At 69.9% G+C, this 23,353-nt stretch carries 24 protein-coding genes and 1 tRNA gene; 12 read left to right on the top strand and 13 right to left on the bottom strand.

Annotation, left to right across the window (positions count from 1 at the left end):
- The first annotated feature begins 250 nt into the window (after positions 1–250).
- Positions 251–778: a peptidylprolyl isomerase gene (locus OG242_RS15640; protein WP_405898747.1), complete on the top strand. Its 528-nt coding sequence runs from the start codon at positions 251–253 to the stop codon at positions 776–778.
- A 166-nt stretch (positions 779–944) separates the two neighbouring features.
- Positions 945–1,844, top strand: coding sequence for a rhomboid family intramembrane serine protease (locus tag OG242_RS15635; protein ID WP_405901624.1), 900 nt, complete (start codon positions 945–947; stop codon positions 1,842–1,844).
- Between the two features lie 319 nt (positions 1,845–2,163).
- Here OG242_RS15635 and crgA read toward each other — a convergent pair whose 3' ends face one another.
- Positions 2,164–2,418, bottom strand: a complete 255-nt coding sequence (crgA, locus tag OG242_RS15630; protein WP_093707936.1) for a cell division protein CrgA — start codon at positions 2,416–2,418, stop codon at positions 2,164–2,166.
- A 141-nt stretch (positions 2,419–2,559) separates the two neighbouring features.
- On the opposite strand from crgA, the gene OG242_RS15625 reads away from it, so the two are divergent.
- The 5 genes from OG242_RS15625 (at position 2,560) to OG242_RS15605 (ending at position 6,269) form a co-directional block, all read left to right on the top strand.
- On the top strand, positions 2,560–3,327 hold the full coding sequence (locus OG242_RS15625; RefSeq protein ID WP_405898746.1) for a DUF881 domain-containing protein: 768 nt from the start codon (positions 2,560–2,562) through the stop codon (positions 3,325–3,327).
- A 94-nt stretch (positions 3,328–3,421) separates the two neighbouring features.
- A complete protein-coding gene (locus tag OG242_RS15620; RefSeq protein ID WP_405898745.1) occupies positions 3,422–3,607 on the top strand; it encodes a hypothetical protein in 186 nt (61 codons plus the stop codon).
- A complete protein-coding gene (locus OG242_RS15615; RefSeq protein ID WP_405898744.1) occupies positions 3,604–4,242 on the top strand; it encodes an aminodeoxychorismate/anthranilate synthase component II in 639 nt (212 codons plus the stop codon). Before OG242_RS15620 ends, OG242_RS15615 begins: the two co-directional genes overlap by 4 nt.
- Positions 4,239–5,507, top strand: coding sequence for a class E sortase (locus OG242_RS15610; RefSeq protein ID WP_405898743.1), 1,269 nt, complete (start codon positions 4,239–4,241; stop codon positions 5,505–5,507). The genes OG242_RS15615 and OG242_RS15610 overlap by 4 nt, the downstream gene beginning before the upstream one ends.
- Positions 5,508–5,540: 33 nt before the next feature.
- The gene (locus tag OG242_RS15605; protein WP_405898742.1) at positions 5,541–6,269 is read left to right on the top strand and encodes a class E sortase; all 729 of its coding nucleotides are present in this window, start codon (positions 5,541–5,543) and stop codon (positions 6,267–6,269) included.
- Between the two features lie 76 nt (positions 6,270–6,345).
- Here OG242_RS15605 and pknB read toward each other — a convergent pair whose 3' ends face one another.
- The 6 genes from pknB to OG242_RS15575 all read right to left on the bottom strand — a co-directional run bounded on the left by pknB (position 6,346) and on the right by OG242_RS15575 (position 14,464).
- Complete coding sequence (gene pknB, locus OG242_RS15600) at positions 6,346–8,340, bottom strand: Stk1 family PASTA domain-containing Ser/Thr kinase (RefSeq protein WP_405898741.1); 1,995 nt, start codon at positions 8,338–8,340, stop codon at positions 6,346–6,348.
- A gap of 167 nt (positions 8,341–8,507) precedes the next feature.
- On the bottom strand, positions 8,508–9,965 hold the full coding sequence (locus tag OG242_RS15595) for a peptidoglycan D,D-transpeptidase FtsI family protein (protein ID WP_405898740.1): 1,458 nt from the start codon (positions 9,963–9,965) through the stop codon (positions 8,508–8,510).
- On the bottom strand, positions 9,962–11,374 hold the full coding sequence (locus tag OG242_RS15590; protein ID WP_405898739.1) for an FtsW/RodA/SpoVE family cell cycle protein: 1,413 nt from the start codon (positions 11,372–11,374) through the stop codon (positions 9,962–9,964). Before OG242_RS15590 ends, OG242_RS15595 begins: the two co-directional genes overlap by 4 nt.
- Before the next feature lie 23 nt (positions 11,375–11,397).
- Positions 11,398–12,903, bottom strand: coding sequence for a Stp1/IreP family PP2C-type Ser/Thr phosphatase (locus OG242_RS15585; protein ID WP_405898738.1), 1,506 nt, complete (start codon positions 12,901–12,903; stop codon positions 11,398–11,400).
- A 129-nt stretch (positions 12,904–13,032) separates the two neighbouring features.
- Positions 13,033–13,548 (bottom strand): FHA domain-containing protein, encoded by a 516-nt coding sequence (locus OG242_RS15580; protein WP_405898737.1) that lies wholly within the window; start codon positions 13,546–13,548, stop codon positions 13,033–13,035.
- A gap of 10 nt (positions 13,549–13,558) precedes the next feature.
- Positions 13,559–14,464, bottom strand: coding sequence for an FhaA domain-containing protein (locus OG242_RS15575; RefSeq protein ID WP_405898736.1), 906 nt, complete (start codon positions 14,462–14,464; stop codon positions 13,559–13,561).
- A 360-nt stretch (positions 14,465–14,824) separates the two neighbouring features.
- Between OG242_RS15575 and OG242_RS15570 the strand changes: the two genes are divergently transcribed.
- Positions 14,825–14,907 (top strand) — tRNA-Leu (locus OG242_RS15570).
- A 95-nt stretch (positions 14,908–15,002) separates the two neighbouring features.
- Here OG242_RS15570 and OG242_RS15565 read toward each other — a convergent pair.
- Positions 15,003–15,452, bottom strand: coding sequence for a MarR family winged helix-turn-helix transcriptional regulator (locus OG242_RS15565; RefSeq protein WP_405898735.1), 450 nt, complete (start codon positions 15,450–15,452; stop codon positions 15,003–15,005).
- Positions 15,453–15,563: 111 nt separating this feature from the next.
- Between OG242_RS15565 and OG242_RS15560 the strand changes: the two genes are divergently transcribed.
- The 4 genes from OG242_RS15560 to OG242_RS15545 all read left to right on the top strand — a co-directional run bounded on the left by OG242_RS15560 (position 15,564) and on the right by OG242_RS15545 (position 19,695).
- A complete protein-coding gene (locus tag OG242_RS15560) occupies positions 15,564–16,655 on the top strand; it encodes a hypothetical protein (protein ID WP_405898734.1) in 1,092 nt (363 codons plus the stop codon).
- Positions 16,656–16,808: 153 nt separating this feature from the next.
- Positions 16,809–18,308, top strand: coding sequence for a DUF2252 domain-containing protein (locus OG242_RS15555; protein ID WP_405898733.1), 1,500 nt, complete (start codon positions 16,809–16,811; stop codon positions 18,306–18,308).
- 114 nt (positions 18,309–18,422) lie between these two features.
- A complete protein-coding gene (locus OG242_RS15550; RefSeq protein ID WP_405898732.1) occupies positions 18,423–19,304 on the top strand; it encodes a hypothetical protein in 882 nt (293 codons plus the stop codon).
- 46 nt (positions 19,305–19,350) lie between these two features.
- Complete coding sequence (locus OG242_RS15545; RefSeq protein WP_093707949.1) at positions 19,351–19,695, top strand: rhodanese-like domain-containing protein; 345 nt, start codon at positions 19,351–19,353, stop codon at positions 19,693–19,695.
- A gap of 52 nt (positions 19,696–19,747) precedes the next feature.
- Here OG242_RS15545 and OG242_RS15540 read toward each other — a convergent pair whose 3' ends face one another.
- The 5 genes from OG242_RS15540 to paaA are packed head-to-tail and all read right to left on the bottom strand — an operon-like array spanning position 19,748 to position 23,308.
- Positions 19,748–20,806, bottom strand: coding sequence for a 2Fe-2S iron-sulfur cluster-binding protein (locus OG242_RS15540; protein ID WP_405898731.1), 1,059 nt, complete (start codon positions 20,804–20,806; stop codon positions 19,748–19,750).
- Complete coding sequence (paaD, locus tag OG242_RS15535) at positions 20,807–21,310, bottom strand: 1,2-phenylacetyl-CoA epoxidase subunit PaaD (RefSeq protein ID WP_405898730.1); 504 nt, start codon at positions 21,308–21,310, stop codon at positions 20,807–20,809.
- Complete coding sequence (gene paaC / locus OG242_RS15530) at positions 21,304–22,005, bottom strand: 1,2-phenylacetyl-CoA epoxidase subunit PaaC (protein ID WP_405898729.1); 702 nt, start codon at positions 22,003–22,005, stop codon at positions 21,304–21,306. Before paaC ends, paaD begins: the two co-directional genes overlap by 7 nt.
- Positions 22,002–22,292 (bottom strand): 1,2-phenylacetyl-CoA epoxidase subunit PaaB, encoded by a 291-nt coding sequence (paaB, locus tag OG242_RS15525; RefSeq protein WP_093707953.1) that lies wholly within the window; start codon positions 22,290–22,292, stop codon positions 22,002–22,004. The genes paaC and paaB overlap by 4 nt, the downstream gene beginning before the upstream one ends.
- A complete protein-coding gene (gene paaA, locus OG242_RS15520; protein WP_405898728.1) occupies positions 22,289–23,308 on the bottom strand; it encodes a 1,2-phenylacetyl-CoA epoxidase subunit PaaA in 1,020 nt (339 codons plus the stop codon). Before paaA ends, paaB begins: the two co-directional genes overlap by 4 nt.
- Between the last annotated feature and the right edge of the window lie 45 nt (positions 23,309–23,353).

Genomic DNA, 23,353 nt, shown 5'->3' with positions numbered 1-23,353 from the left:
GCCTTCCGCCGACCATGCCACGCATCGGCCCGCCGCGCGCCGGTTCGGCACGCACGTGGCGGCAGGTTCGGCACGCGCATGGCGGCATCGGTTGCGCCGGGCGGCACGGAAGGGCACCGGCGCTCGCCTCGGACGCCGTGGGGGCGGTGCGTGCGAGTATCGGGGCGTCGGGGCCGGCCGGTTGCCGGAGCGGGGCCGACGCGCAGCGCGGCTGCGCAGAGCACATGTGCAGACTCACGGAAGGCAGATCGTGGCCGAGCAGCTTTACGCCACCTTGAAGACCAACCAGGGCGACATCGAGATCCGGCTCCTGCCGAACCACGCTCCCAAGACGGTCAGGAACTTCGTCGAACTCGCCAACGGCGAGCGCGAGTGGATCAACCCCGAGACCGGCCAGAAGACGGCGGACCGGCTGTACGACGGTACCGTTTTCCACCGTGTGATCAGCGGTTTCATGATTCAGGGCGGGGATCCGCTGGGGAACGGCACGGGCGGTCCGGGCTACAAGTTCGCGGACGAGTTCCACCCCGATCTCGCCTTCACCAAGCCTTATCTGCTCGCCATGGCCAACTCCGGCCCCGGTACCAACGGCTCGCAGTTCTTCATCACGGTCTCGCCGACGGCCTGGCTGACCGGCAAGCACACGATCTTCGGTGAGGTGGAGGGCTCCAAGAGCCGGGAGGTGGTGGACGCCATCGCCGGCGCCGCGACCAACGCGCGTACCGACCGCCCGGTGCAGGACGTCGTCATCGAGTCCGTAGCCGTCGAGAAGCGCTGAGCGCCCTTCGTCACTTCTCGATCACTCTCCGGCTTCACGTTCGGGAACCAACCGCCCCGCTCGTCCGTATCTCATGACAGAACGGACACGCGGGGCGGTGTCGTGTGCGTCGCCGCGACGAGGACCGAACGACGAGGACCGAGGGGACCGGGAAGCCATGGGACCGATGGACCAGCAGCCGCCGGGTGCGTCCGGACCGCGCCCGCCCGTCGAGGGGCCGCCCGTCTGCTACCGCCACCCTGACCGCGAGACGGCGGTCCGGTGCGTCCGCTGCGACCGCCCCATCTGCCCGGAGTGCATGGTCAGCGCATCGGTCGGCTTCCAGTGCCCCGACTGCGTCCGCCAGGGATCCGGTACGGGACACGGCGCGTCCGTCACGCAGCCGCGCACGCTGGCCGGCGGCGTCGTCGCGGCCGACCCCCGGCTGATCACCAAGATCCTGCTGGGGATCAACGTCGCGGTGTTCGTCGCGGTATGGGTGAACGACGCGCTGCTCGACAGGCTGGTGCTGCTCGGCCGGGCCAGTTTCTACTACGGCGGGCCGCCCGAGGGCATCGCCGAGGGCCAGTGGTACCGGCTGGTGACGTCGATGTTCCTGCACCAGGAGGTGTGGCACATCGCCTTCAACATGCTGGGGCTGTGGTGGCTGGGCGGACCGCTCGAAGCGGTGCTGGGCCGCGTCCGCTACCTGGCGCTGTATCTGCTCTCAGGGCTGGCCGGCGGCGCGCTGACCTACTGGCTCGCGGAGCCGAACCAGCCCTCGCTGGGAGCCTCTGGCGCCATCTTCGGTCTGCTGGGCGCGACCATCGTGCTGATGCGTCGGCTGAACTACGACATGCGCCCGGTCTTCATGATCCTCGCGCTCAACCTGGTGATCACCTTCAACCCCTGGGGCGGGATCGCCTGGCAGGCGCATGTCGGGGGACTGGTCGCCGGAATGCTGATCGCGATCGGCATGCTGCACGCCCCGCGCGAGAGGCGTGACCTCGTGCAGTTCGGGGCCTGCGCCCTGGTCCTGCTGGCCACCGTCCTGATCGTGGTGACCAGAACGGCCGCCCTGACCTAGAGGCCGCCTCCGGCATCCTCCGCAGGGCGGTTGTGGACCATTTGTGACCGAAGTTGTCCACAGGGTTCCACTGCGTGATCCCGATCTTGTGCATAGTGGGGGCACAGCTGTGCCCCTTGTCCCTGAGCTGGCTTTTTCCAGTCGGGACAAGGGGCGTGCCGCCCCCGGGCGGGAGCGGCTGCAGTCACACCGGCGTCAACGGCCGGAGAGTTATCCACAGATCGTCTGACCTTTTCCCCCACCTGTGGATAACGCTGTGGGTAACTCAGGGCAGGGGTTGCGCGGCAGCGCCGACGTGTGGTCTACCGGGTCGTGCGGGCTACTTCCACTGGGTGGAGACGCCGAAGCCGCCGGCGATGAAGCCGAAGCCGACGACGATGTTCCAGTTCCCCAGCGACTTGACCGGCAGGTCGCCGTCGGTCACGTAGAAAACGACGATCCAGGCCAACCCGATCAGGAACAGCGCCAGCATTACGGGCGCGACCCAGCTGCGGTTGGTCAGCTTTATGTTGGTCGCCTGCTTCGCCGGAGGCGGCGTGAAGTCGGCCTTCTTGCGGATACGTGACTTCGGCACGAGGAACTCTCCTGTCGATGCGCTGCGTGACCGCGCAGGGAACTGTGGCTGGCGCCGGGGCGGGGCGCGAGGGGGAATGTGGCCTCCCCCGGGCGTCCGTTAGCGTAGTGCTTCCGTGGCACCGAAGGAGATAAGGGTACGTTGAGCAATTCTGCCGACTCTCCCCCCGGGCCGGTCCGGCGCACCTTCCGGCACCCGGTCAGAGTGCTCACGGCTGCCGTTTTCGCCCTTGCCGGTCTTATCTTCGTGACCAGCGCGAATACGGCGAAGGGCACCAATATCCGCACCGACGCCTCGCTGCTGAAGCTCTCCGACCTCATCCAGCAGCGCAGCGAGAAGAACGCCGCCCTTGAGGAGTCCGCCGCCTCCGTGCGCGGGGACGTCGACAGCCTCGCCCAGCGCGACAACGGCAGCACCAAGGCGGAGGCCGCCAGGCTCAAGGCGCTGGAGCGGACCGCAGGCACCACCGAGCTGTCCGGCCGGGCGGTGTCCGTCACGCTCAACGACGCCCCGCCGAACGCCACCGCGAGCCCCGGCTACCCCGACCCGCAGCCCAACGACCTGGTCATCCACCAGCAGGACCTCCAGGCGGTCGTCAACGCCCTGTGGCAGGGCGGCGCCAAGGGCATCAAGGTCATGGACCAGCGGCTGATCTCCACCAGCGCCGTGCGCTGCGTCGGCAACACCCTGATCCTCCAGGGCCGGGTCTACTCACCCCCGTACAAGATCACCGCGGTGGGCGATCCCGGGGCGCTGCGGCGGGCGCTGGACGCCTCGCCGGCGATTCAGAACTACCTGCTGTACGTGAAGGCGTACGGGCTCGGCTGGAAGGTCGACGAGCACGGGGCGGTGACGCTTCCCGGCTACTCCGGCACGGTGGATCTGCACTACGCGGAGCCGGTGGAGTAGCAGAGGGCTTTCGGCCGCCGCACAGCTTTCCACAGGCTGCCCACGCCGGGCCCCCGGCCCTTTAGTCTGGTCCCGTACCGAATGGAGGGTCTGGATGTACAGCTGGATCTGGCGGCATCTGCCGGGCAACGTGTGGGTGCGTGCGTTCATTTCGCTCGTGCTCGCCGTGGCGGTCGTCTATGTGCTGTTCCAGTACGTCTTCCCCTGGGCGGAACCACTGCTTCCGTTCGGTGACGTGACGGTCGACGGCGCGAGCGCGGCGACGGGAGCCGGCCGATGAGCGCCCGCATCCTGGTCGTCGACAACTACGACAGCTTCGTCTTCAACCTCGTCCAGTACCTGTACCAGCTGGGTGCCGAGTGCGAGGTGCTGCGCAACGACGAGGTCACCACGGCCCACGCCCAGGACGGCTTCGACGGCGTCCTGCTCTCCCCCGGCCCCGGCACCCCGGAGCACGCGGGCGTCTGCATCGACATGGTGCGGCACTGCGCGGCGACCGGCGTCCCGGTCTTCGGGGTCTGCCTGGGCATGCAGTCCATGGCGGTGGCGTACGGCGGTGTCGTCGGCCGCGCCCCCGAGCTGCTGCACGGCAAGACGTCCCCGGTGCTCCACGAGGGCACGGGCGTCTTCGCCGGTCTTCCCTCGCCGTTCACCGCGACCCGCTACCACTCGCTCGCCGCCGAACCGGACACGGTGCCCGACGAGCTGGAGGTCACCGCGCGGACCGCCGACGGCATCATCATGGGCCTGCGCCACCGGGAGCTGGCCGTCGAGGGCGTGCAGTTCCACCCCGAGTCGGTGCTCACCGAGCACGGCCATCTGATGCTGGCCAACTGGCTGGTGCGCTGCGGGGACACCGGAGCCGTCGAAAGGTCGGCGGGGCTCGCTCCGGTGGTGGGCAAGGCCGTCGCGTGACCCCACCCCGCCACGGAGCCGGGGCCGGGCAGGACGACCCGCACGATCCGCGGTCGTACGAGGACCCGGGCGCGTTCGAGGCGGCGGTCCACGGGCTGTCGGACCCGCTGAACGACCCGCTGCCGGGGGCGGGCCCCGTGCCGCCGCCCCAGCAGGCCCCGTACGACCCCCAGGGCCCTCAGCAGGCCCCGCAGGAGTGGTACGACCCCGAGGGCTACCAACGCGACTGGTACGGCCCCCAGGGGCCCGTACAGCCACCCGCGCCCGTACAGCCGCTCCCGACCGGTCCGGGGCCGGTGGCCGACCCGTACCCCCCGGCCGGCGAGGCCGTGGAGCCGGCCACCGAGATCCTGGGGCGAATAGACGCGGACGACCTGTCCGTGCCGGCGCCTCGCCCGGACGCGGGGAGGGCCGACGAGCCCGACGGGGCCCCCGCGCCGCCCACCGGCGGTCGCGCCGAGCGCCGACGGGCCGCCAAGGGCCGTGGCCGGCGGCGGCCCGCGCCGCTGCCCGGGCCCGAGAACGCGGACCCCGCGAAGCCCATGACCCGCATGGAGGCGCGCCGGGCGGCCAAGGCCGCCAAGGACAGCCCCGCGGTCGTCATCAGCCGGGGCATCGGTGAACTGTTCATCACGCTCGGCGTCCTGATGCTGCTGTTCGTCACCTACCAGCTCTGGTGGACGAACGTGCGCGCCGACCAGATCGCCGGCCGGGAGACCCACAAGATCCAGGACGACTGGGCCAAGAACGAGAACCCCCCTGAGAAGCAGGCGGCGTTCGAGCCGGGGCAGGGCTTCGCCATCCTCCACATCCCCAAGCTGGACGTCGTCACGCCCATCGCCGAGGGCACCAGCAAGGAGAAGGTCCTCGACCGGGGCATGGTCGGTCACTACAGCGAGAAGCCGCTGAAAACGGCGATGCCCTCCGCCAAGGAGGGCAACTTCGCGCTGGCCGGCCACCGCAATACCCATGGCGAACCGTTCCGGTACGTCAACCGCCTGAAGCCCGGTGACCCGATCGTGGTCGAGACCCGGGAGGCGTACTACACGTACGAGATGACGAGCGTGCTGCCGCAGACCTCGCCCTCGAACGTCTCCGTGATCGCGCCGGTGCCGAAGCAGTCCGGGTTCACCAAGCCCGGCCGGTACATCACCTTGACGACGTGTACGCCGGAATTCACGAGTACGTACCGATTGATCGTCTGGGGCAAGATGGTCGACGAACGGCCGCGCAGCAAGGGGAAGCCCGACGTGCTCGCGGACTGAACGGGCCCCACGCCATGACGACAGGGCGGTGCTATGACAGCGACGACCGAGGACCAGGAGCGGACCGACGAGTCCGCGCCACCCGCGCGGAAGGGCGGCCGGCACCCCATCGCGACCGCCGTCAGCGTCTTCGGTGAACTCCTCATCACCGCAGGTCTGGTGCTCGGCCTCTTCGTCGTCTACTCCCTGTGGTGGACGAACGTGCTCGCCGACCGCGAGGCCACCAAGCAGGGCAACACCGTCCGCGACCGCTGGGCCGACGGGCCCGGCGCGCTGGACACCAAGGACGGCATCGGCTTCCTCCATGTCCCGTCGATGAAGAACGGCGAGGTGCTCGTCAAGAAGGGCACCGACACCGAGACGCTCAACGACGGCGTCGCCGGCTACTACACCGATCCGGTGAAATCCGCGCTCCCCTCCGACAAGGAGGGCAACTTCTCGCTGGCCGCCCACCGGGACGGGCACGGGGCGAAGTTCCACAACATCGACAAGGTGCACGACGGGGACGCGATCGTCTTCGAGACGAAGGACACCTGGTACATCTACAAGGTCTTCAACGAGCTGCCGGAGACGTCCAAGTACAACGTCGACGTGCTGGGCCCCGTCCCGAAGGGCTCCGGCGTGAAGAAGGCCGGCCGCTACATCACGCTGACGACCTGCACCCCGGTCTTCACGTCGAAGTACCGCTACATCGTGTGGGGCGAGCTGGTCCGTACGGAGAAGGTCGACCGCGACCGTACGAAGCCGGCTGAGCTGCGCTGACGCGGGCGATACGCAGAGGGCCCCGGTCACCTTCGCGGTGACCGGGGCCCTCTGTTCTTGCGGGGTACGGAGCGGGTCAGTGGCCCCCGCCGCCGCCGTTCGGCCCGCCGAAGATTCCGTCGCCGCCCACCGTGGTGAGAGTGACCGTGGTGGTGGCCGGGTCGGACTGTGTGCCCGGCTGCGGGTCGGCGTTGGTGACCATGGCGTTGTCGTCCTGCGAGCTGCCTTCGGCGAACTGGATGTTCGTGAAGCCGGCCTGGGTCAGCATCTGCTTGGCCTCGGAGACCTTGTGGCCGCGGACCTCGGGGATGGCGACCGTCGGGGGCTGCGTCGGGCCCTTGGAGACCTTGAGGATGATCGAGGTGTCCTTGCCGGCCTTCGTGTTCGCCTCGGGGTTCTGACCGAGCACCTCGTTCGCCGGCTTGTCGGAGTCCTCCTCGGACTTGCCGATGTTGGTGAAGCCGACGCCCTTCAGCTGGTTCACCGCTTCCTCGTAGGAGCGGCCGGCCACGGGAGGAACGGTGAGCAGCTTCTCCGTGGCGATCTTGAGCTCGACCTCGGAGTTCTCCTCGACTTTCGAGCCGCCCTTGGGCGACTGCTCCAGGACCGTGCCGGGGTCGGCCTGGTCGGACTCGACCGACGTGACGTTGACCGTGAAGCCCCTGTCCTCCAGGGCCTTGCGGGCGCTGTCCTCGGACTTCTCCGTGACGTCAGGGACCTCGACCTTCGGCGGACCGGTGGAGACGAAGACCGTGACGGTCTCCTGCTCCTTCATCTGCTCCTTGGCCGTCGGCGTCTGGCGGCAGATCTTGCCCTTGGGCTGGTCCTCGCACTCTTCCTTCGGACCGATCTCGAGCTTGACGTTCGCGTTGTCGGCGAGCGTCTGAGCGTCCTTGACGGTGATGCCGACCATGTTGGGCACGTCGAACGCGCCCTCGTCGCCGCCGTCCCCGCCGAAGACCGCCTTGCCGATGAGGATCGCGCCGATCAGCACCAGGATGCCCGCGATGACCAGCAGGATCGTCGAGGTGTTGTTCTTCTTCTGCCTGCGGCGGTCCGGGCGGTCGTCATAGCCGTAGCCGCCGTCGTCCGGGTTGACCGGCGGCAGCATCGACGTGCGCTCGCCGTTCGGGTCGGCGGTGCGCAGGGCGGTGGTGGGCTGGTCGTTGTCGTACCCGCCGCCGTAGCCCCCGTAACCCGCCGCACCCATCGCGGCGGTGGCGGCGACCGGCTGGCCGTCGAGGCACGCCTCGATGTCGGCGCGCATCTCGTCGGCCGACTGGTAGCGGTAGTCGGGGTCCTTGGTGAGGGCCTTCAGCACGATCGCGTCCATGGCGGGCGTGATCTCGGGGTCGAAGTTGCTCGGCGGCTGCGGCTCTTCCCGTACGTGCTGGTACGCAACCGCGACCGGCGAGTCCCCGACGAACGGCGGCCGGACCGTCAGCAGCTCGTAGAGCAGGCAGCCGGTCGAGTAGAGGTCGGACCGCGCGTCGACCTGCTCGCCCTTGGCCTGCTCGGGAGAGAGGTACTGGGCGGTGCCGATGACGGCCGCGGTCTGGGTCATCGTCATGCCGGAGTCGCCCATGGCGCGGGCGATGCCGAAGTCCATGACCTTGACCTGTCCGGTCCGGGTCAGCATGACGTTGGCCGGCTTGATGTCCCGGTGGACGATGCCCGCGCGGTGCGAGTACTCCAGCGCCTGCAGGATGCCCACGGTCATTTCGAGCGTGCGCTCGGGCAGCAGTCTGCGCCCCGAGTGCAGCAGCTCCCGGAGCGTCGAGCCGTCGACGTACTCCATGACGATGTACGGGATGGAGACCCCGTCGACGTAGTCCTCGCCGGTGTCGTACACCGCGACGATCGCCGGATGGTTGAGCGAGGCGGCGGACTGGGCCTCACGGCGGAACCGGGCCTGGAAGGACGGGTCGCGGGCGAGGTCCGCCCGGAGCGTCTTCACAGCGACGGTGCGGCCGAGCCGGGTGTCGTGGGCGAGGTAGACCTCGGCCATGCCACCACGGCCGAGCACCGAGCCCAGCTCGTACCGGCCGCCTAGGCGACGCGGCTCTTCCATAACTGTTCCAGCCCTCTCCGTCAGTCCTGACCGCACCGGTGTGCGGTCCGGCGGTGTGCTGTTCGCGCATACGCTACCGGCCGCGCATCAGCTGATCGGCCCGCAGGCAATACCTGATATCCGACCGGTATCCGCCGGGGCGCATTTGCGGCCGGATGTGAGCGGTATCACTTTTCGCTGTCGATGACCGCCTTCATGACCGCCTTCGCGATCGGGGCGGCCAGGCCGCCACCGGAGATGTTCTCGCGGGTGGCGTTGCTGTCCTCGACGACGACGGCCACGGCCACCGGCGAACCGCTGTCGGTCTTCGCGTAGGAGATGAACCACGCGTACGGGTTGCCCTTGTTGTTCAGGCCGTTCTGGGCGGTACCGGTCTTGCCGCCGACCGTGACGTTCGGGATCTGGGCGTTGGTGCCCGTGCCCTCCTTGACGACGGTCTCCATCATCTGCTGGAGCTTCTGGGCGTTCTCCGCCGAGAGGGGCCGGCTGAACTCTTCCTTCTCGTGCGTGTAGATCACGTCCAGGTTGGGCGCCTTGCGCTCGGCGACCATGTACGGCTGCATGAGCTTGCCGTCGTTGGCGACGGCGGAGGCGACCATGGCCATCTGGAGCGGGGTGGCGCGGTTGGACGCCTGGCCGATGCCCGCCATGGCGTTCTGCGGCCGGTTGTCCTCGGGGTACACGCTGGCGTTCGAACGGACCGGGGTGAATATCTCCTCGTTGAAGCCGAACTTGTTGGCCTCGTCGATCATCTTCTGGTTGCCCAGGTCGTCACTGATCTTGCCGAAGACGGTGTTGCAGGAGTACCGCAGCGCCTTGCGGAGCGAGGCGTTCTTGCACGGGATGTTGCCCTCGTTGGGCAGGTCGTCGGACGACTGCGGCAGGCGCCAGGGCAGCGGCGACTTGGTGTCCTCGTCGATGTCGGTGTAGAGCCCGTTCTCCAGGGCGGCGGCCGCGGTGACGACCTTGAACGTCGAGCCGGGCGGGTAGGTCTCGCGCAGCGCCCGGTTGAGCATCGGCTTGTCCTTGTCCTTCAACAGGGACTGCCACGCCTTGGTGTCGGATGCGCCGTTGCCCGCGAAGGTCGAGGGGTCGTACGAGGGGGTGCTGGCGAGCGCCAGGATCGCGCCCGTCTCCGGGTCGAGGGCGACGGCGGCGCCCTTCTTCTTGCCGAGGCCCTCGAAGGCGGCCTTCTGGGCGGCGCCGTTGAGCGTCGTGACGACGTTGCCGCCCGTCTCCTCGTCGCCGGTGAACATCGACATGGTGCGGTTGAAGAAGAGCTGGTCGTCGTTGCCGGTGAGGATGCCGTCCTCGATGCTCTCCAGCTGGGTGGCGCCGAACGCCTGTGAGGAGTAGCCGGTGACGGGGGCCCACATGGGGCCGTCCTTCCAGACCCGCTTGTACTTGAAGTCGCTGTCCTTGGTCTCGGTGGACCCGGTGACGGACTTGCCGTCGACGATGATGTTGCCGCGCTCGTGCGCGTACCGCTCGATGCGGACCCGGCGGTTCTCGTCGCGGGTGTTGAGCGAGTCGGCCTTCACGTATTGCAGGTAGTTGGTCCGCGCGAGCAGGGCGAAGATCAGGACGCCGCAGAAGATCGCGATCCGGCGCAGTGGCTTGTTCACGGGCGGACCACCTGGGTCATCTCGGCGTCGGTCGAGGGTGCGGGGGCGGGCGCGGGGCGCCGGGCGGTGTCGCTGATGCGGATGAGGATGCCGATGAGGGCCCAGTTGGCGATCACGGACGAACCGCCGGCCGCGAGGAACGGCATCGTCATACCGGTGAGCGGGATGAGGCCCATGACACCGCCGGCGACGACGAAGACCTGGATGGCGAAGGCACCGGAGAGGCCGATCGCGAGGAGCTTGCCGAAGGGGTCGCGGGCGGCGAGCGCCGTGCGGACACCGCGTTCGATGATGAGGCCGTAGATCAGTAGGACGGCCATCATTCCGGCGAGGCCGAGCTCCTCTCCGACGGTGGAGAGGATGAAGTCGGCGTTGGCGGCGAAGCCGATCAGGTCGGAGTTGCCCTGGCCCCATCCGGCGCCGAGCGTGCCGCCCGAACCGAAGGACATGATGGCGTTGCCGATTTGCTCGCAGGAATTGTTTGTGTGGAAGCACTTGAAGGGGTCCTGCCAGGCCGTCACACGTGCCTCGACGTGCGACTCGAAGCTGGCGACACCCACGGCTCCGGCCGCCGACATCAGCAGGCCGAAGACGATCCAGCTGGTCCGTTCGGTTGCCACGTACAGCATGACCACAAAGAGGCCGAAGAACAGCAGCGATGTTCCGAGGTCTGTCTCGAAAACGAGGATCAGGATCGACAGCGCCCAGATGACGAGGATGGGGCCCAGGTCGCGTCCACGCGGGAGGTACATCCCCATGAAGCGTCGGCTGGCCAACGCCAGCGCGTCGCGCTTGACCATGAGGTAGCCCGCGAAGAAGACCGCGATGATGATCTTCGCGAACTCGCCGGGCTGGATCGAGAACCCGGCGATGTTGATCCAGATCCTGGCGCCGAACTTGGCCGGGAAGAACATCGGAAGGATCAGCAGGACCAGCGCCACCACCATGGAGATGTACGTGTAGCGCTGCAGGATGCGGTGGTCCTTGAGCAGCAGCAGTACGCCGACGAACAGCGCTACACCGATCGCGGAGTACATCAGCTGACGCGGGGCGGACGGGGTGAAGACGCCGTAGATGTTCTTGGCGCTCCTGATCAGCCGCGGCGACTGGTCGAGGCGCCAGATCAGCACCAGCCCCAGCCCGTTCAGCAGCGTGGCCAGCGGCAGCAGCAGCGGGTCCGCGTACGGGGCGAACTTCCGCACCACGAGATGGGCGACACCGCCGAGCAGGATGAGCCCCGCTCCGTAGCCGAACATGCCGGACGGCAGCTTGCCGTCCAGGGCCAGGCCCACGTTGGCGTAGGCGAACACCGAGATGGCGATGGCGAAGACCATCATCATCAGTTCGGTGTTGCGCCGGCTCGGCGCGTTGATCGCGCCGATCGTGGTCGTGTTGGTGACAACGCTCATGGTGCTGAAGGCCCCCTACGGCTCTACTTCTTACCGCACTGCGGGACCAGCTTCTTCTCTTCCTCCGAGAGGCTGGGACCAGGAGTGGGAGTCGTGGAAGTCTGCTCGGACGTGGTGTCGCCACCGGATGTCTTGGTGGACTTGGACGCCTTGGTGGCGTCGGTGTCCGTGCCCTGCGCCTGGCCCTCGTCGCCGTGCTCCTTCTCCGCGGCACGGCGCTGCTCGTCCTTCTTGCAGGCGGATGCCTGAGTGGAGAGCTCGCTGATTTTCTCGCGGGCGTCGGCGAGGCTGCCCTCGGCGATCGTCGCCTCGACCTTCTTGCGCTGGTAGGCGGGGAGGTACTTGAGTTCGATCTCGGGATGGTCCGTCTCGACCTTCGAGAGCGAGAGCCAGCCCAGGTCCTGGCTGATGCCGCGGTACAGCGCGACGTTGTCGTTCTTCGCGCCGACGTAGAACTGGGTCTGGGTCCAGCGGTAACCGCCGTACAGACCGCCGCCGACGACCGCCAGCGCGAGCACGACGTACAGGGACCGCTTCAGCCACTTGCGGCCGCCGTGCTTGACGAAGTCGTCGTCCGTGTAGGACGAGAAGGACCCCTCGGGCATGTCGCCGTAGTCGCCGTCGTCACCGCTGCCGGGAGGGCCGAAGCTGCCCGAGGGCGGCGGTACGGGACGGCCGAGGCCGGCCGCGCGTCCCGCGGGCGTCTGCATCGCGCCGCCGTCGTTCAGCTGGGCCGCCTGGTTCTCGGCGACCGCGCCGACGACGACCGGGGTGTCATTGAGCCGCCCGGCCAGGGTGTCGTTGCCGTCGACGTCGAAGACATCGGCGACGATGCAGGTGATGTTGTCCGGTCCGCCGCCGCGCAGGGCGAGCTGGATCAGGTCCTGGATGGTCTCCTGGGGGCCCTGGTAGCTGGCGAGCGTCTCCTCCATGGTCTGGTGGGAGACGACGCCGGAGAGCCCGTCGGAGCAGATCAGGTAGCGGTCGCCGGCCCGGACCTCACGGATGGAGAGGTCGGGTTCGACGTGGTCGCCACTGCCCAGCGCGCGCATCAGCAGGGAGCGCTGCGGGTGGGTGGTGGCCTCCTCCTCGGTGATGCGGCCCTCGTCGACCAGGCGCTGGACCCAGGTGTGGTCCTGCGTGATCTGGGTCAGCACGCCGTCGCGCAGCAGGTACGCGCGCGAGTCGCCGACGTGGACCAGGCCGAGGCGCTGGCCCGTCCAGAGCAGGGCGGTGAGCGTGGTGCCCATGCCCTCCAGCTGCGGGTCCTCCTCGACCATCATCCGCAGCTGGTCGTTGGCCCGCTGGACCGCCGTACCGAGCGAGGTGAGGATGTCGGAGCCCGGGACGTCGTCGTCGAGCTGGACGAGGGTGGAGATCACCTCGGAGCTGGCGACCTCACCGGCCGCCTGCCCGCCCATGCCGTCGGCGATCGCGAGAAGGCGGGGACCGGCGTAGCCGGAGTCCTCGTTGCCTTCCCGGATCATGCCCTTGTGCGATCCGGCGGCGAAGCGCAGGGACAGACTCATGCGCACCTCACCCGTCGGTTCGGGGTACAGCCGGTCTCGAGCCACACTGCCCACCCTCCGGTCGGGAGCCTGGCCGGATCCGATGCCCGGACCCCCGCGGCTCGCTCGCTCCGCTCGCTCATTGTCGTACTACTTCCGCAGCTCGATGACGGTCTTGCCGATCCGGATCGGCGCGCCCAGCGGAACAGGCGTCGGGGTGGTCAGACGGGTCCGGTCCAGGTAAGTGCCGTTGGTGGACCCGAGATCCTCGACGATCCACTGGCCGTCACGGTCGGGGTAGATCCTGGCATGCCTGCTGGACGCGTAGTCGTCGTCCAGCACGATCGTTGAATCATGCGCCCGGCCCAGCGTGATCGTCTGCCCCTGGAGCGCCACCGTGGTGCCGGTGAGCGTGCCCTCGGAGACAACCAGCTTGGTCGGGGCTCCCCGGCGCTGGCGGCCGGGCTGCTGGCGTTGCTGCGGCGGTGCCGCGTTGTTCTGGCGCGCCTGTGGCGGACGTGCTTCGGACGCGGTGCGGCGCGAGCCGCGCTGCGTGACGCGCGTTCCGAACAGGTCGCTGCGAATGACCTGGACGGCCACGATCACGAACAGCCACAGAACAGCCAGGAATCCTAGCCGCATGACCGTCAGGGTCAGCTCTGACATTGCCCCCGCTTCACCCTTCGGCTTGCCGGTAAACGATGGTGGTGCTGCCCACGACGATCCGCGAGCCGTCGCGGAGCGTAGCGCGGGTGGTGTGCTGCCCGTCTACCACGATGCCGTTGGTAGACCCGAGATCCTGGATCGTCGAGGGCGTTCCGGTCCTGATCTCACAGTGCCGGCGGGAGACGCCGGGGTCGTCGATCCGCACGTCGGCTTCGGTGCTGCGGCCCATGACCAGCGTCGGGCGGGAGATCTGGTGGCGGGTGCCGTTGATCTCGATCCAGCGCCGTACCTGCACGTTCGGCACGGAGGTGGGGGTGGCCGGCGGGCGGCGGTCCTGGCCGCCGTGGCGCCCGGCACCCGGCGGCGGGGCCGCGGGCATGGGCGGGGCGGAGGACGGCGGGTAGCCGTAGCCGCCGGGCGCCTGCGGGGCGGGCCGGCCGGGCTGGTTCGGGTAGCCCTGCTGGGGGGACTGGGCGCCGTAGCTCTGGCCCTGCCCCTGCCCCTGACCCTGTCCCTGTCCCTGCCCCTGTCCCTGTGACGAACTCGACGCCATGGTGCGGCTGCGGACCCGGTAGAGACCGGTGTCGAGGTCCTCGGCCTTCTCCAGGTGGACCTTGATCGGGCCCATGAAGGTGTACCGCTGCTGCTTGGCGTAGTCCCGGACGAGGCCGGAGAGCTCGTCGCCCAGCTGGCCGGAGTAGGGGCTCAGGCGCTCGTAGTCGGGCGCGCTGAGCTCGACGATGAAGTCATTGGGGACGACGGTGCGCTCGCGGTTCCAAATGGTGGCGTTGTTGTCGCACTCCCGCTGGAGGGCGCCCGCGATCTCGACCGGCTGGACCTCGGACTTGAAGACCTTGGCGAAAGTGCCGTTGACCAGACCTTCGAGACGCTGCTCGAAACGCTTCATCACTCCCATGGGGCACCTCCTCCGGTGTCATCGTCCCTGTACTGCTTACTGATCGTATCCACGCGTCGGGAAATCGGCTGGTTCCCCTCGTCTGCCCTGGGGATGAGTGTCCCCCCTCACACGGATCGTAGAGGTGGCCTCCTCACAGTGTCCCGCACGTCGGGCGCACTCAGGAGGAGTGGGGGGCGACCGCTCCGGGTTCCCGGTTTCTTTCGGACGTTCATGGACATCGGTCGAGCGTGCGGCGAGTGCCCGCCGAGCGGGGCGGCGAAACAACGGATGTGAATCCACCCTGTCCAGCGTGCTAATCTTCCGGATGTCGCCAGGCGCTCGCACCGCAAAGTGAGAGAGTCTGGAAACACCACTCATGCGCGAGTGGCGGAACGGCAGACGCGCTGGCTTCAGGTGCCAGTGTCCTTAGGGACGTGGGGGTTCAAATCCCCCCTCGCGCACAAGAAGGAAGCCCCCCAGGCCTTGGCCCGGGGGGCTTCTTCGGTTCGGTCGGTCGTCTCCGCGGGTGTGCTTTGTTTCACGTGAAACGCCCGATTTACGACCGCGCGGCGTCGCCCGTCGCGTTGTAGCGCAGGAGGTACGCGGCGAACCGGGAGAGGTCGTCCGCCGTCCAGTCCGCGAGGCGCTCCTGGTAGGCGGCCCGACGGCTGGCCTGGGTGGCGGCGAGGGCCTGCGTGCCGGCCTCGGTGGGGTGCAGGACCTGGATGCGGTGGTCGTCCGGGTCCGGGTGGCGCTCGACGAGGCCGAGTTTCTCCAGGGCGCCGATCTGTCGGCTGACCGTGGACTTGTCGAGCATGTAGTGCGCCGCCAGATCGGTCGCGCGGCATCCCTGCTGGTCGTCGATGTGGGCCAGCAGTGTGTACGAGACGAGCGGCAGCTCCGGGTGGAGCCGGGCCGCCGCGGCCCGCGCGCGGCGGGCGAAGGCGGTCAGTTCGCGCTGGATGACGTCTAGCGACTCCTCGCGTTCTCCGGGGGTGCCTGACACGGGGTTCGCCTTCCTCTGAAGCTCAGTTGTACAGTACAACGGAATTGAAGTTGTAAAAGCCAACCAGTTGAGTTGTAAAAGCCAACTGTTTGCCGGTCGTCTGGAGCCCTCATGTCCGCAGGCCCGAGCGCCGCCGCCGGTTCACCGGCGGGCGCGCTGCGTCACGTACTGAGTCATCTCGTCACACCCCTGCTGATGTGCATCGGCATGGGGCTCGCCTACCTGGGCGCCTTCCACGCGCCGCAGCCGCACGACCTGCGGGTGGACGTGGTCGGCTCGGGGCCGAGCGCGCAGGTGCTCGCGCAGACGCTCCAGGACAAGGGGGACGGGGCGCTCAGCGTGCGTACCGTCGCCGACCGCGCCACCGCGGCCGAACACCTGCGCACGCAGGACAGCTACGGCGCCTACATTCCCGGCAGGGCCCCCGAACTGCTCGTCGCCAGTGCCTCCTCCGACACCAGCGCGACGGTGGTCGAGAAGGTCTTCACCCAGGTCGCGGCCGGACAGGGCGCCCCGCTGAAGGTGACGGACACGGCGCCCACGGCGGACGGAGACCCGACCGGCCAGGGGATCTTCTTCCTGCTGGTCGCCGTGAGCATCGGCTCGTACGCGTCCGTCGCCGTGATCGGCGGAGCCGGGGCGGTCCTGCGGCTGCGGGTGCGGGCGGCGCTGGCGGTGGGCGCCTCGCTGGTGGTGAGCGCCATCGGGGCCGTTTTCGCGGGGCCGCTGTTCGGTCTCGTGGACCACGGGCTCGCGGGCCTCTGGGCCATGGCGTGGCTCTACTCGGCGGGCATCCTGCTGATCGGTGTGGGCCTGCACACCTTCCTCAAGCGCTGGACCACGCTCGGCGTGATGGTGCTGTTCGTCATGCTCAACTTCACCAGCTCCGGCGGGATCTTCCGCCCCGAGCTGCAACCAGGCTTCTTCGGGGCGCTGCACTCCTTCTGGAACGGTTCGGGATTCGTGGAGGGCGTACGCAGCCACGTCTACTTCGGCGGCCACGCGCTGGGCGGGAACGTGCTGGTGCTGGCGCTCTGGTTCGCCGCGGGCCTGGCGATGATCGGCCTCGCCGGCCTGGCCGAGGGGAAGCGGCGGTCGGCGGCCGCGCTTGCGGCCGCCCCCTCCGCACGGCCGGCGGCCGGGCACGAGGCCGAGGCGTCGGCCGAGGAGGAAGAGGAGATGGAGGAGACGGTGGGGGTCTGAGGAGGCCGCGGTGCTGAGGGGCTGACCAGCGAGGGGAGCCCCGCACGGGGTTATCCACAGGGGGAGACGGCGGTTGGGGTACGGCGGTACCGTCGGCGGCAGTTGATGTTGGGCGGGACCCGGCGGCCGCGCCGGGCGGGGGAGGCTGGCGCCATGAACGGAATCGAGACGGCACCGCCGCCGGTGCGAGGGGAGGAGCCGAGCGGCGTGGAGGCGGTGGCGGGGGCCCCGCTCCCGGCCGGCGCGGGTGGGCCGCGGATACCGGTCGTGCCGGGGTTCGCGCGCCGTACGGGCAGGGCGTACGCGCAAGCCGCGGAGGCCCCCAAGCAGAGGGGCAAGGCGCTGCGTGCGCGAGTGCCCCGCTCCGCGCACGCGACACCGGCCCTGCGTGCGGATCGGCCCGACGCGGTGCGCGCGGTCGAGGAGTCCAACCGGGGCCGGGTGCCGGGGCTGACGCCGATACGGGTGGGCCGGATGGCGGCCACACCCTTCGCCTTCCTGCGCGGTTCGGCCGGGCTGATGGCCCACGACCTGGTGGGCACCCCCGTCACCGGAGTGACCGCCCAGCTCTGCGGCGACGCTCACGCGGCCAACTTCGGGCTGTACGGCGACGCCCGGGGCGGCCTGGTCATCGACCTGAACGACTTCGACGAGACCGTGCCCGGCCCCTGGGAGTGGGACCTCAAGCGCCTCGCCACGTCCCTGGTGCTCGCGGGCCGAGAGGCCGGCGCCGACGAGGACACCTGCCGCAAGGGCGCGTACGACACCGTGGGCGCCTACCGGCGGACGATGCGGCTGCTGGCCAGGATGCCCGCGCTCGACGCGTGGAACGCCATCGCGGACGAGGAGCTCGTCTCCCACGCCGACGCGCGGGACCTGCTCGGCACCCTGGAGCGGGTCTCCGAGAAGGCCCGCAACAACACCAGCGCCCGTTTCGCCGCGAAGTCCACGGAGGACTGCGAGGACGGCGGCCGCCGGTTCGTCGACGCGCCTCCGGTGCTGCGCCGGGTACCGGACGCCGAGGCCGCGGCCGTGGCGGAGGGGCTCGGGGCCTATCTGGGCACCGTCTCCGAGGACAGGCTGCCGCTGCTGGCCCGCTACACGATCCACGACGTTGCGTTCCGGGTGGTCGGCACCGGCAGTGTGGGCACCCGCTCGTACGTGGTGCTGCTGCTGGACCACCGCGGGGAGCCGCTGGTGCTCCAGGTGAAGGAGGCCAGGCCCTCGGTCCTGGCGCCGCATCTGGCCGCCGCGGGGTTCGAGGTGCCCGAGGTCGCGCACGAGGGGCGTCGCGTGGTGCTCGGGCAGAAGCGGATGCAGGTCGTCAGTGACCATCTGCTGGGCTGGACGACGGTGGACGGCCTGCCCTTCCAGGTGCGGCAGTTCCGGAACCGCAAGGGCAGCGTCGATCCCGCCGCCCTGGCCGCCGATCAGGTGGACGACTACGGCCGGATGACCGGGGCGCTGCTGGCGCGGGCCCATGCGCACAGCGCGGACCCGAGGCTGCTCGCGGGCTACTGCGGCAAGAACGACGAGCTGGACGAGGCGGTGGCGGACTTCTCGGTGGCGTACGCGGACCGCACTGAGGCGGACCACGCGGAACTGGTGCGGGCGATCGGGGCGGGGCGGATAGCCGCGGAGCACGGGGTGTGAGGGCGGGCGCGGCCCGTCGGGCGCGGACGCGGCCGGCCGCCGGGGAGGAGGCGCGGGGTCTGCCAGGCCGACCGTGGGTCCGCGGTGGGCGGGCCGGGGCCATACGCTGGACGGGTGACCCACGAAGCCCCCGGGGTGCCGATCTCCCGGAACGACGATGACCTGCAGGACGAGGCACGGCCGGCCGCCGGCCGTGAGGAGGCGGCGGCGTCCGCGGGGCAGGAGCGGCCCGAGGCGCGGCTCGCGCGCGCCGTGCGGGTGGCCGAGCAGGCGCTGATCGAGTTCGAGATCGCGGTGGAGACGTTCCGGGTCGAGGTGGAGAACTTCTCCCGGCTGCACCACCAGAGGCTGGGCCCGATGTACGCGCGGCTCGACGAGCTCGACGCGCAGATCGCCGAGGCACGGGCGGCGAAGACCGGTGACCCCGAGGACCTCCGCAAGGCGGAGGAAGCACGGTCGGTCGTGATGCCCATGCCGGGCGTGGACGAGCTGTTCCACGACTGGATGGACGGCGACGGGCTGTCCCCGGAGGCGTCGGCCATGCTGACCGATCAGCCGGTCCGGCCGCCCAAGCGGGTCCGGCCGACCGAGGAGGCCCGCAAGCTCTACCGCGACCTGGTCCGCCGGGCCCACCCGGACCTGGCTCAGGACGAGGCGGAGCGGACCAGGCGCGACGAGTTCATCGCCCGCGTCAACGCCGCCTACGGGCGAGGGGACGAGGTTCTCCTGAAGGAGCTGGCCGAGGAGTGGGCGGCCGGACCGGTCGCGCCGCAGACGGAGCTGAGCGAGGCCGACGAGCTCTACGCCCGGCTGGAGTGGCTGTCCCGCCGCAAGGAGCTCCTCACCGAGGTCGCCCAGGACCTGGAGGAGAGCGCGATCGGCGCCATGCTGCGGATGGCCCCGGACGACCCGGACCACCTGCTGGAGGAGATCGCCGAACAGCTGCTGGGCGAGGTCTCACAGCGCGAGGCGGAACTCGCGGCGCTGGTGCAGTAGCGTTTTCGGTGACTCCGGAGCGCACTGACGAGAGAAGGCATGACTCATGAATTTCGGCCCGCTTCCCACGGTCGACGTCGCGTCCGTACCGGCGGACGGCCTCGTGCTGGACGTCCGGGAGAACGACGAGTGGGCGGCCGGGCACGTCGACGGTGCCCTGCACATCCCGATGAGCGACTTCGTGGGCCGCTTCGGTGAGGTGACCGAGGCCGTGGAGGACGGCCGGCGCGTGCACGTGATGTGCCGGGTCGGCGGCCGGTCCGCCCAGGTCACCCAGTACCTGGTGCAGCAGGGCATCGACGCCGTGAACATCGACGGCGGCATGCTCGCCTGGGACGGCGCGGGCCGTCCGATGGTCACCGACAACGGCGCGCCGGCGTTCGTCGCCTGATGCCGGGCGGAGCCCCGGGCCGCAGCCGCAGCCCGGGGCCGGTCGCCGGCCGTCAGCGGTCGAAGTCGAGTTCGACCTCCTTGGTCACCGGATGCGACTGGCAGGCCAGCACATAACCCGCGTCCGTCTCCTCCGGTTCCAGGGCGTAGTTGCGGTCCATCCGCACCTCGCCCGAGACCAGGAACGCCCGGCACGTCCCGCAGACGCCGCCCTTGCACGCGTACGGGGCGTCCGAACGGCTGCGCAGCACTGTCTCCAGCAGCGATTCCCCTTCCTCCACCGGCCACTTGCCGGACCGGCCGTCGAGGGTCGCCGTCAGCGTGCTGCCGACGGGCGTCTCGACCCGGGGTCCGGCGGGGGCGGTCGGCCCGTCCTCGACGTGGAAGATCTCCTGGTGGACGCGGGAGCGGTCCACGCCGAGGCCGTGCAACGCGCCCTCGGCGGCCCGGACCAGGCCCAGCGGCCCGCACAGGTACCAGCCGTCGATCGCGGCCACCGGCAGCAGCGCGGGCAGCAGTGCGGAGAGCCGCTCGCCGTCCAGCCGGCCCGCGGGCAGTCCGGCCTGCTGCTCCTCCCGCGACAGTGCGGTGACGAGCTGGAACCGGTCCGGGTAGCGGTCCTTCAGGTCGGCGACCTCGTCCAGGAACATCGTCGAGGCGGCGGTCCGGTCGCTGCGGAGCAGGCAGAACGTGGCGTCCGGCTCACGGGCGAGCAGGGTGGCCGCGATGGACAGCACCGGGGTGATGCCGCTGCCCCCGACGATCGCCGCGAACCGGCCGGCCCGGGGCTCAAGGACGAAGCGGCCCATCGGCGGCATCGCCTCGATCGTGTCCCCGACCAGCAGTTCCTTGAGGGCGTATGTGGAGAACGCGCCCCCGTCCACGAGGCGGATGCCCACGCGCAGCGTCGGACCGTCCGGGGACTCGGTGGCCGGTGCGCAGATCGAGTACGAGCGGCGGACCTCCTCGCCGTCCACGGTGTAGCGCACATTGAGATGCTGGCCCGGCTTGTGCCGGAAGGTCTCGCGCAGGTCCGGCGGGACGGCGAGGGTGACGGCCACCGAATCGTCCGTGAGCCGCTCGATCCCGCTGACCCGGAGCGGATGGAACATCTACAACTCCTTGAAGTGGTCGAACGGCTCCTGGCACGCCACGCAGCGCCGGAGCGCCTTGCAGGCGGTGGAGGAGAACCGGCTCAGCAGCTCCGTATCGGTGGAGCCGCAGTGCGGGCAGCGCACGGACAGAGCGAGCGGCACCGGCCCGCCGGACGCGGCGTCGTGGGGCCGGGGCGGCGCTATGCCGAACTCCGCGAGCTTGCGGCGCCCTTCGGCGCTGATGTCGTCCGTCGACCAGGCCGGGGACAGGACCGTCCGCACGGTCACCTCGGCCACGCCGTGGTCGTGCAGCACGCGCTCGATGTCCGCGGACATGGCCTCGATCGCCGGGCAGCCGGTGTAGGTCGGCGTGAGACGGACCGTGACCCGGCCCTCCGGGTCGCTCACGTCCACGCCCCGGACCACGCCCAGCTCCTCCAGGGTCAGCACCGGGAGCTCCGGGTCGGGGACCGAGCCCGCCAGGCTGAGCAGCTCCTCCTCGACGGAGGTCCAGGTCACCATGACGCCCCCGGGTGACTGCGGTGCAGATGCTGCATCTCGGCGAGCATTCGCCCGAAGGACTCGGTGTGGATGCCCTGCCGGCCCGCCCCCGCCGTCCAGGCGCCGGACTGCGGGCCCGTCGGCACGGTCAGGGTCGCCCGGCCGAGGACGTCGGTGACGGTCTCCAGCCAACGGCTGTGCAGCGCCTGCCAGTCCACGTCCACGCCTTCGACCGGCTGGAACAGCTCGCCGGTGAAGCGCCACAGCGCGTCCACCGACCGCTGCATCCGCTGGTGGCTCTCGTCCGTTCCGTCACCGAGACGCAGCGTCCACTGCTCGGCGTGGTCCCGGTGGTAGGCCACCTCCTTGACCGCCTTGGCCGCGATGCCCGCGAACGGGCCGTCCCCGGCGGCCAACTGCTCGTACAGGCCCTGCTGATGGACGGAGAAGTAGAGCTGCCTGGCGATGGTGTGGGCGAAGTCGCCGTTCGGCTGCTCGACCAGCTGGGCGTTGCGGAAGGCGCGTTCCTCGCGCAGGTAGGCCAGTTCGTCCTCGTCGCCCACGAGCGACAGCAGCAGCCGGGCCTGGCCGAGCAGGTCGAGGGCGATGTTGGCGAGGGCCACCTCCTCCTCCAGCACCGGGGCGTGGCCCGCCCACTCCCCCAGCCGGTGCGAGAGCACCAGCGCGTCGTCGCCCAGGGCGAGGGCCGCGGTCACAGGTGCTTCACCCCGTCCGGGATCTCGTAGAACGTCGGGTGCCGGTAGGGCTTGTCGCCGGCCGGCTCGAAGAAGGAGTCCTTCTCGTCCGGCGAGGACGCCGTGATCCGGTCGGACGGCACGACCCACAGGGAGACGCCCTCGGACCGGCGGGTGTAGAGGTCGCGCGCGTTGCGCAGGGCCATTTCGGCGTCCGGCGCGTGCAGGCTGCCGGCGTGGGTGTGCGAGAGCCCGCGCCGCGAGCGGACGAACACCTCCCACAGCGGCCAGTCCGTCGAGCTGCTCATGCTGTCGCCTTTCCATTCGGTACGGCCGGGCCGGCGCCGGACGTGTGCTTGCGGGCGTACACGGCGGCGGCCTCGCGGACCCAGGCGCCTTCCTCGTGGGCGCGGCGGCGCTGGTCGAGGCGCTGCTCGTTGCACGGCCCGTTGCCCTTCAGGACCTCCTGGAACTCCGTCCAGTCGATCGCGCCGAAGTCGTGCCGGCCGCGTTCCTCGTTCCAGCGGATGTCCGGGTCGGGGAGGGAGAGGCCGAGCGCTTCGGCCTGGGGGACGCAGATGTCCACGAAGCGCTGCCGCAGCTCGTCGTTGGAATGCCGCTTGATCTTCCAGGCCATCGACTGGGCCGAGTGGGCGGAGGCGTCGTCCGGCGGGCCGAACATCATGAGGGAGGGCCACCACCAGCGGTTCACCGCGTCCTGGGCCATCTCGTGCTGTGCGGGGGTGCCGTTGCTCAGCGCGAGGAGCAGCTCGTAGCCCTGGCGCTGGTGGAACGACTCCTCCTTGCAGATGCGGACCATCGCGCGCGCGTAGGGGCCGTAGGAGCAGCGGCAGAGGGGGACCTGGTTGGTGATCGCGGCGCCGTCCACGAGCCAGCCGATCGCGCCCACGTCCGCCCAGGTCAACGTCGGGTAGTTGAAGATCGACGAATACCGCTGGCGGCCCGCGTGGAGCTTGTCGAGCAGCTCCTCGCGGCCGGTGCCCAGGGTCTCGGCGGCGCTGTACAGATACAGCCCGTGGCCCGCCTCGTCCTGCACCTTGGCCATGAGGATGGCCTTGCGGCGCAGCGAGGGTGCGCGGGTGATCCAGTTGGCCTCCGGCTGCATGCCGATGATTTCCGAGTGGGCGTGCTGAGCCATTTGCCTGACCAGCGAGGCGCGGTACGCGTCCGGCATCCAGTCGCGCGGCTCGATGCGCTCGTCGGCCGCCACCGCGGCGTCGAAAGCCCCCTGCCGGGCGGCCTCCGGCCCTTCCGCACTGCCCGCTGCCGCCTGCGCTGTCTGGCTCGCAGTCCCTGCCGCCATCCCGGACTCCCTACCGACCGATCGTTCGGTTCAACGTCTTCAATG

The sequence above is a fragment of the Streptomyces sp. NBC_00727 genome, assembly GCF_045161745.1.
In the GTDB taxonomy this organism is placed as follows: Bacteria; Actinomycetota; Actinomycetes; order Streptomycetales; family Streptomycetaceae; genus Streptomyces.
The sequence above is the reverse complement of the archived record's forward strand: the minus strand, read 5'-3'. Positions and strand labels throughout refer to the sequence as shown.

Coding starts and splice junctions, on each gene's coding strand:
- OG242_RS15635 (WP_405901624.1), top strand. CDS start 945: ATGGACCAGCAGCCGCCGGGTGCGTCCGGACCGCGCCCGCCCGTCGAG.
- OG242_RS15620 (WP_405898745.1), top strand. CDS start 3,422: ATGTACAGCTGGATCTGGCGGCATCTGCCGGGCAACGTGTGGGTGCGT.
- OG242_RS15615 (WP_405898744.1), top strand. CDS start 3,604: ATGAGCGCCCGCATCCTGGTCGTCGACAACTACGACAGCTTCGTCTTC.
- OG242_RS15605 (WP_405898742.1), top strand. CDS start 5,541: ATGACAGCGACGACCGAGGACCAGGAGCGGACCGACGAGTCCGCGCCA.
- pknB (WP_405898741.1), bottom strand. CDS start 8,340: ATGGAAGAGCCGCGTCGCCTAGGCGGCCGGTACGAGCTGGGCTCGGTG.
- OG242_RS15590 (WP_405898739.1), bottom strand. CDS start 11,374: ATGAGCGTTGTCACCAACACGACCACGATCGGCGCGATCAACGCGCCG.
- OG242_RS15585 (WP_405898738.1), bottom strand. CDS start 12,903: ATGAGTCTGTCCCTGCGCTTCGCCGCCGGATCGCACAAGGGCATGATC.
- OG242_RS15580 (WP_405898737.1), bottom strand. CDS start 13,548: ATGTCAGAGCTGACCCTGACGGTCATGCGGCTAGGATTCCTGGCTGTT.
- OG242_RS15575 (WP_405898736.1), bottom strand. CDS start 14,464: ATGGGAGTGATGAAGCGTTTCGAGCAGCGTCTCGAAGGTCTGGTCAAC.
- OG242_RS15560 (WP_405898734.1), top strand. CDS start 15,564: ATGTCCGCAGGCCCGAGCGCCGCCGCCGGTTCACCGGCGGGCGCGCTG.
- OG242_RS15555 (WP_405898733.1), top strand. CDS start 16,809: ATGAACGGAATCGAGACGGCACCGCCGCCGGTGCGAGGGGAGGAGCCG.
- OG242_RS15545 (WP_093707949.1), top strand. CDS start 19,351: ATGAATTTCGGCCCGCTTCCCACGGTCGACGTCGCGTCCGTACCGGCG.
- OG242_RS15540 (WP_405898731.1), bottom strand. CDS start 20,806: ATGTTCCATCCGCTCCGGGTCAGCGGGATCGAGCGGCTCACGGACGAT.
- paaD (WP_405898730.1), bottom strand. CDS start 21,310: ATGGTGACCTGGACCTCCGTCGAGGAGGAGCTGCTCAGCCTGGCGGGC.
- paaB (WP_093707953.1), bottom strand. CDS start 22,292: ATGAGCAGCTCGACGGACTGGCCGCTGTGGGAGGTGTTCGTCCGCTCG.
- paaA (WP_405898728.1), bottom strand. CDS start 23,308: ATGGCGGCAGGGACTGCGAGCCAGACAGCGCAGGCGGCAGCGGGCAGT.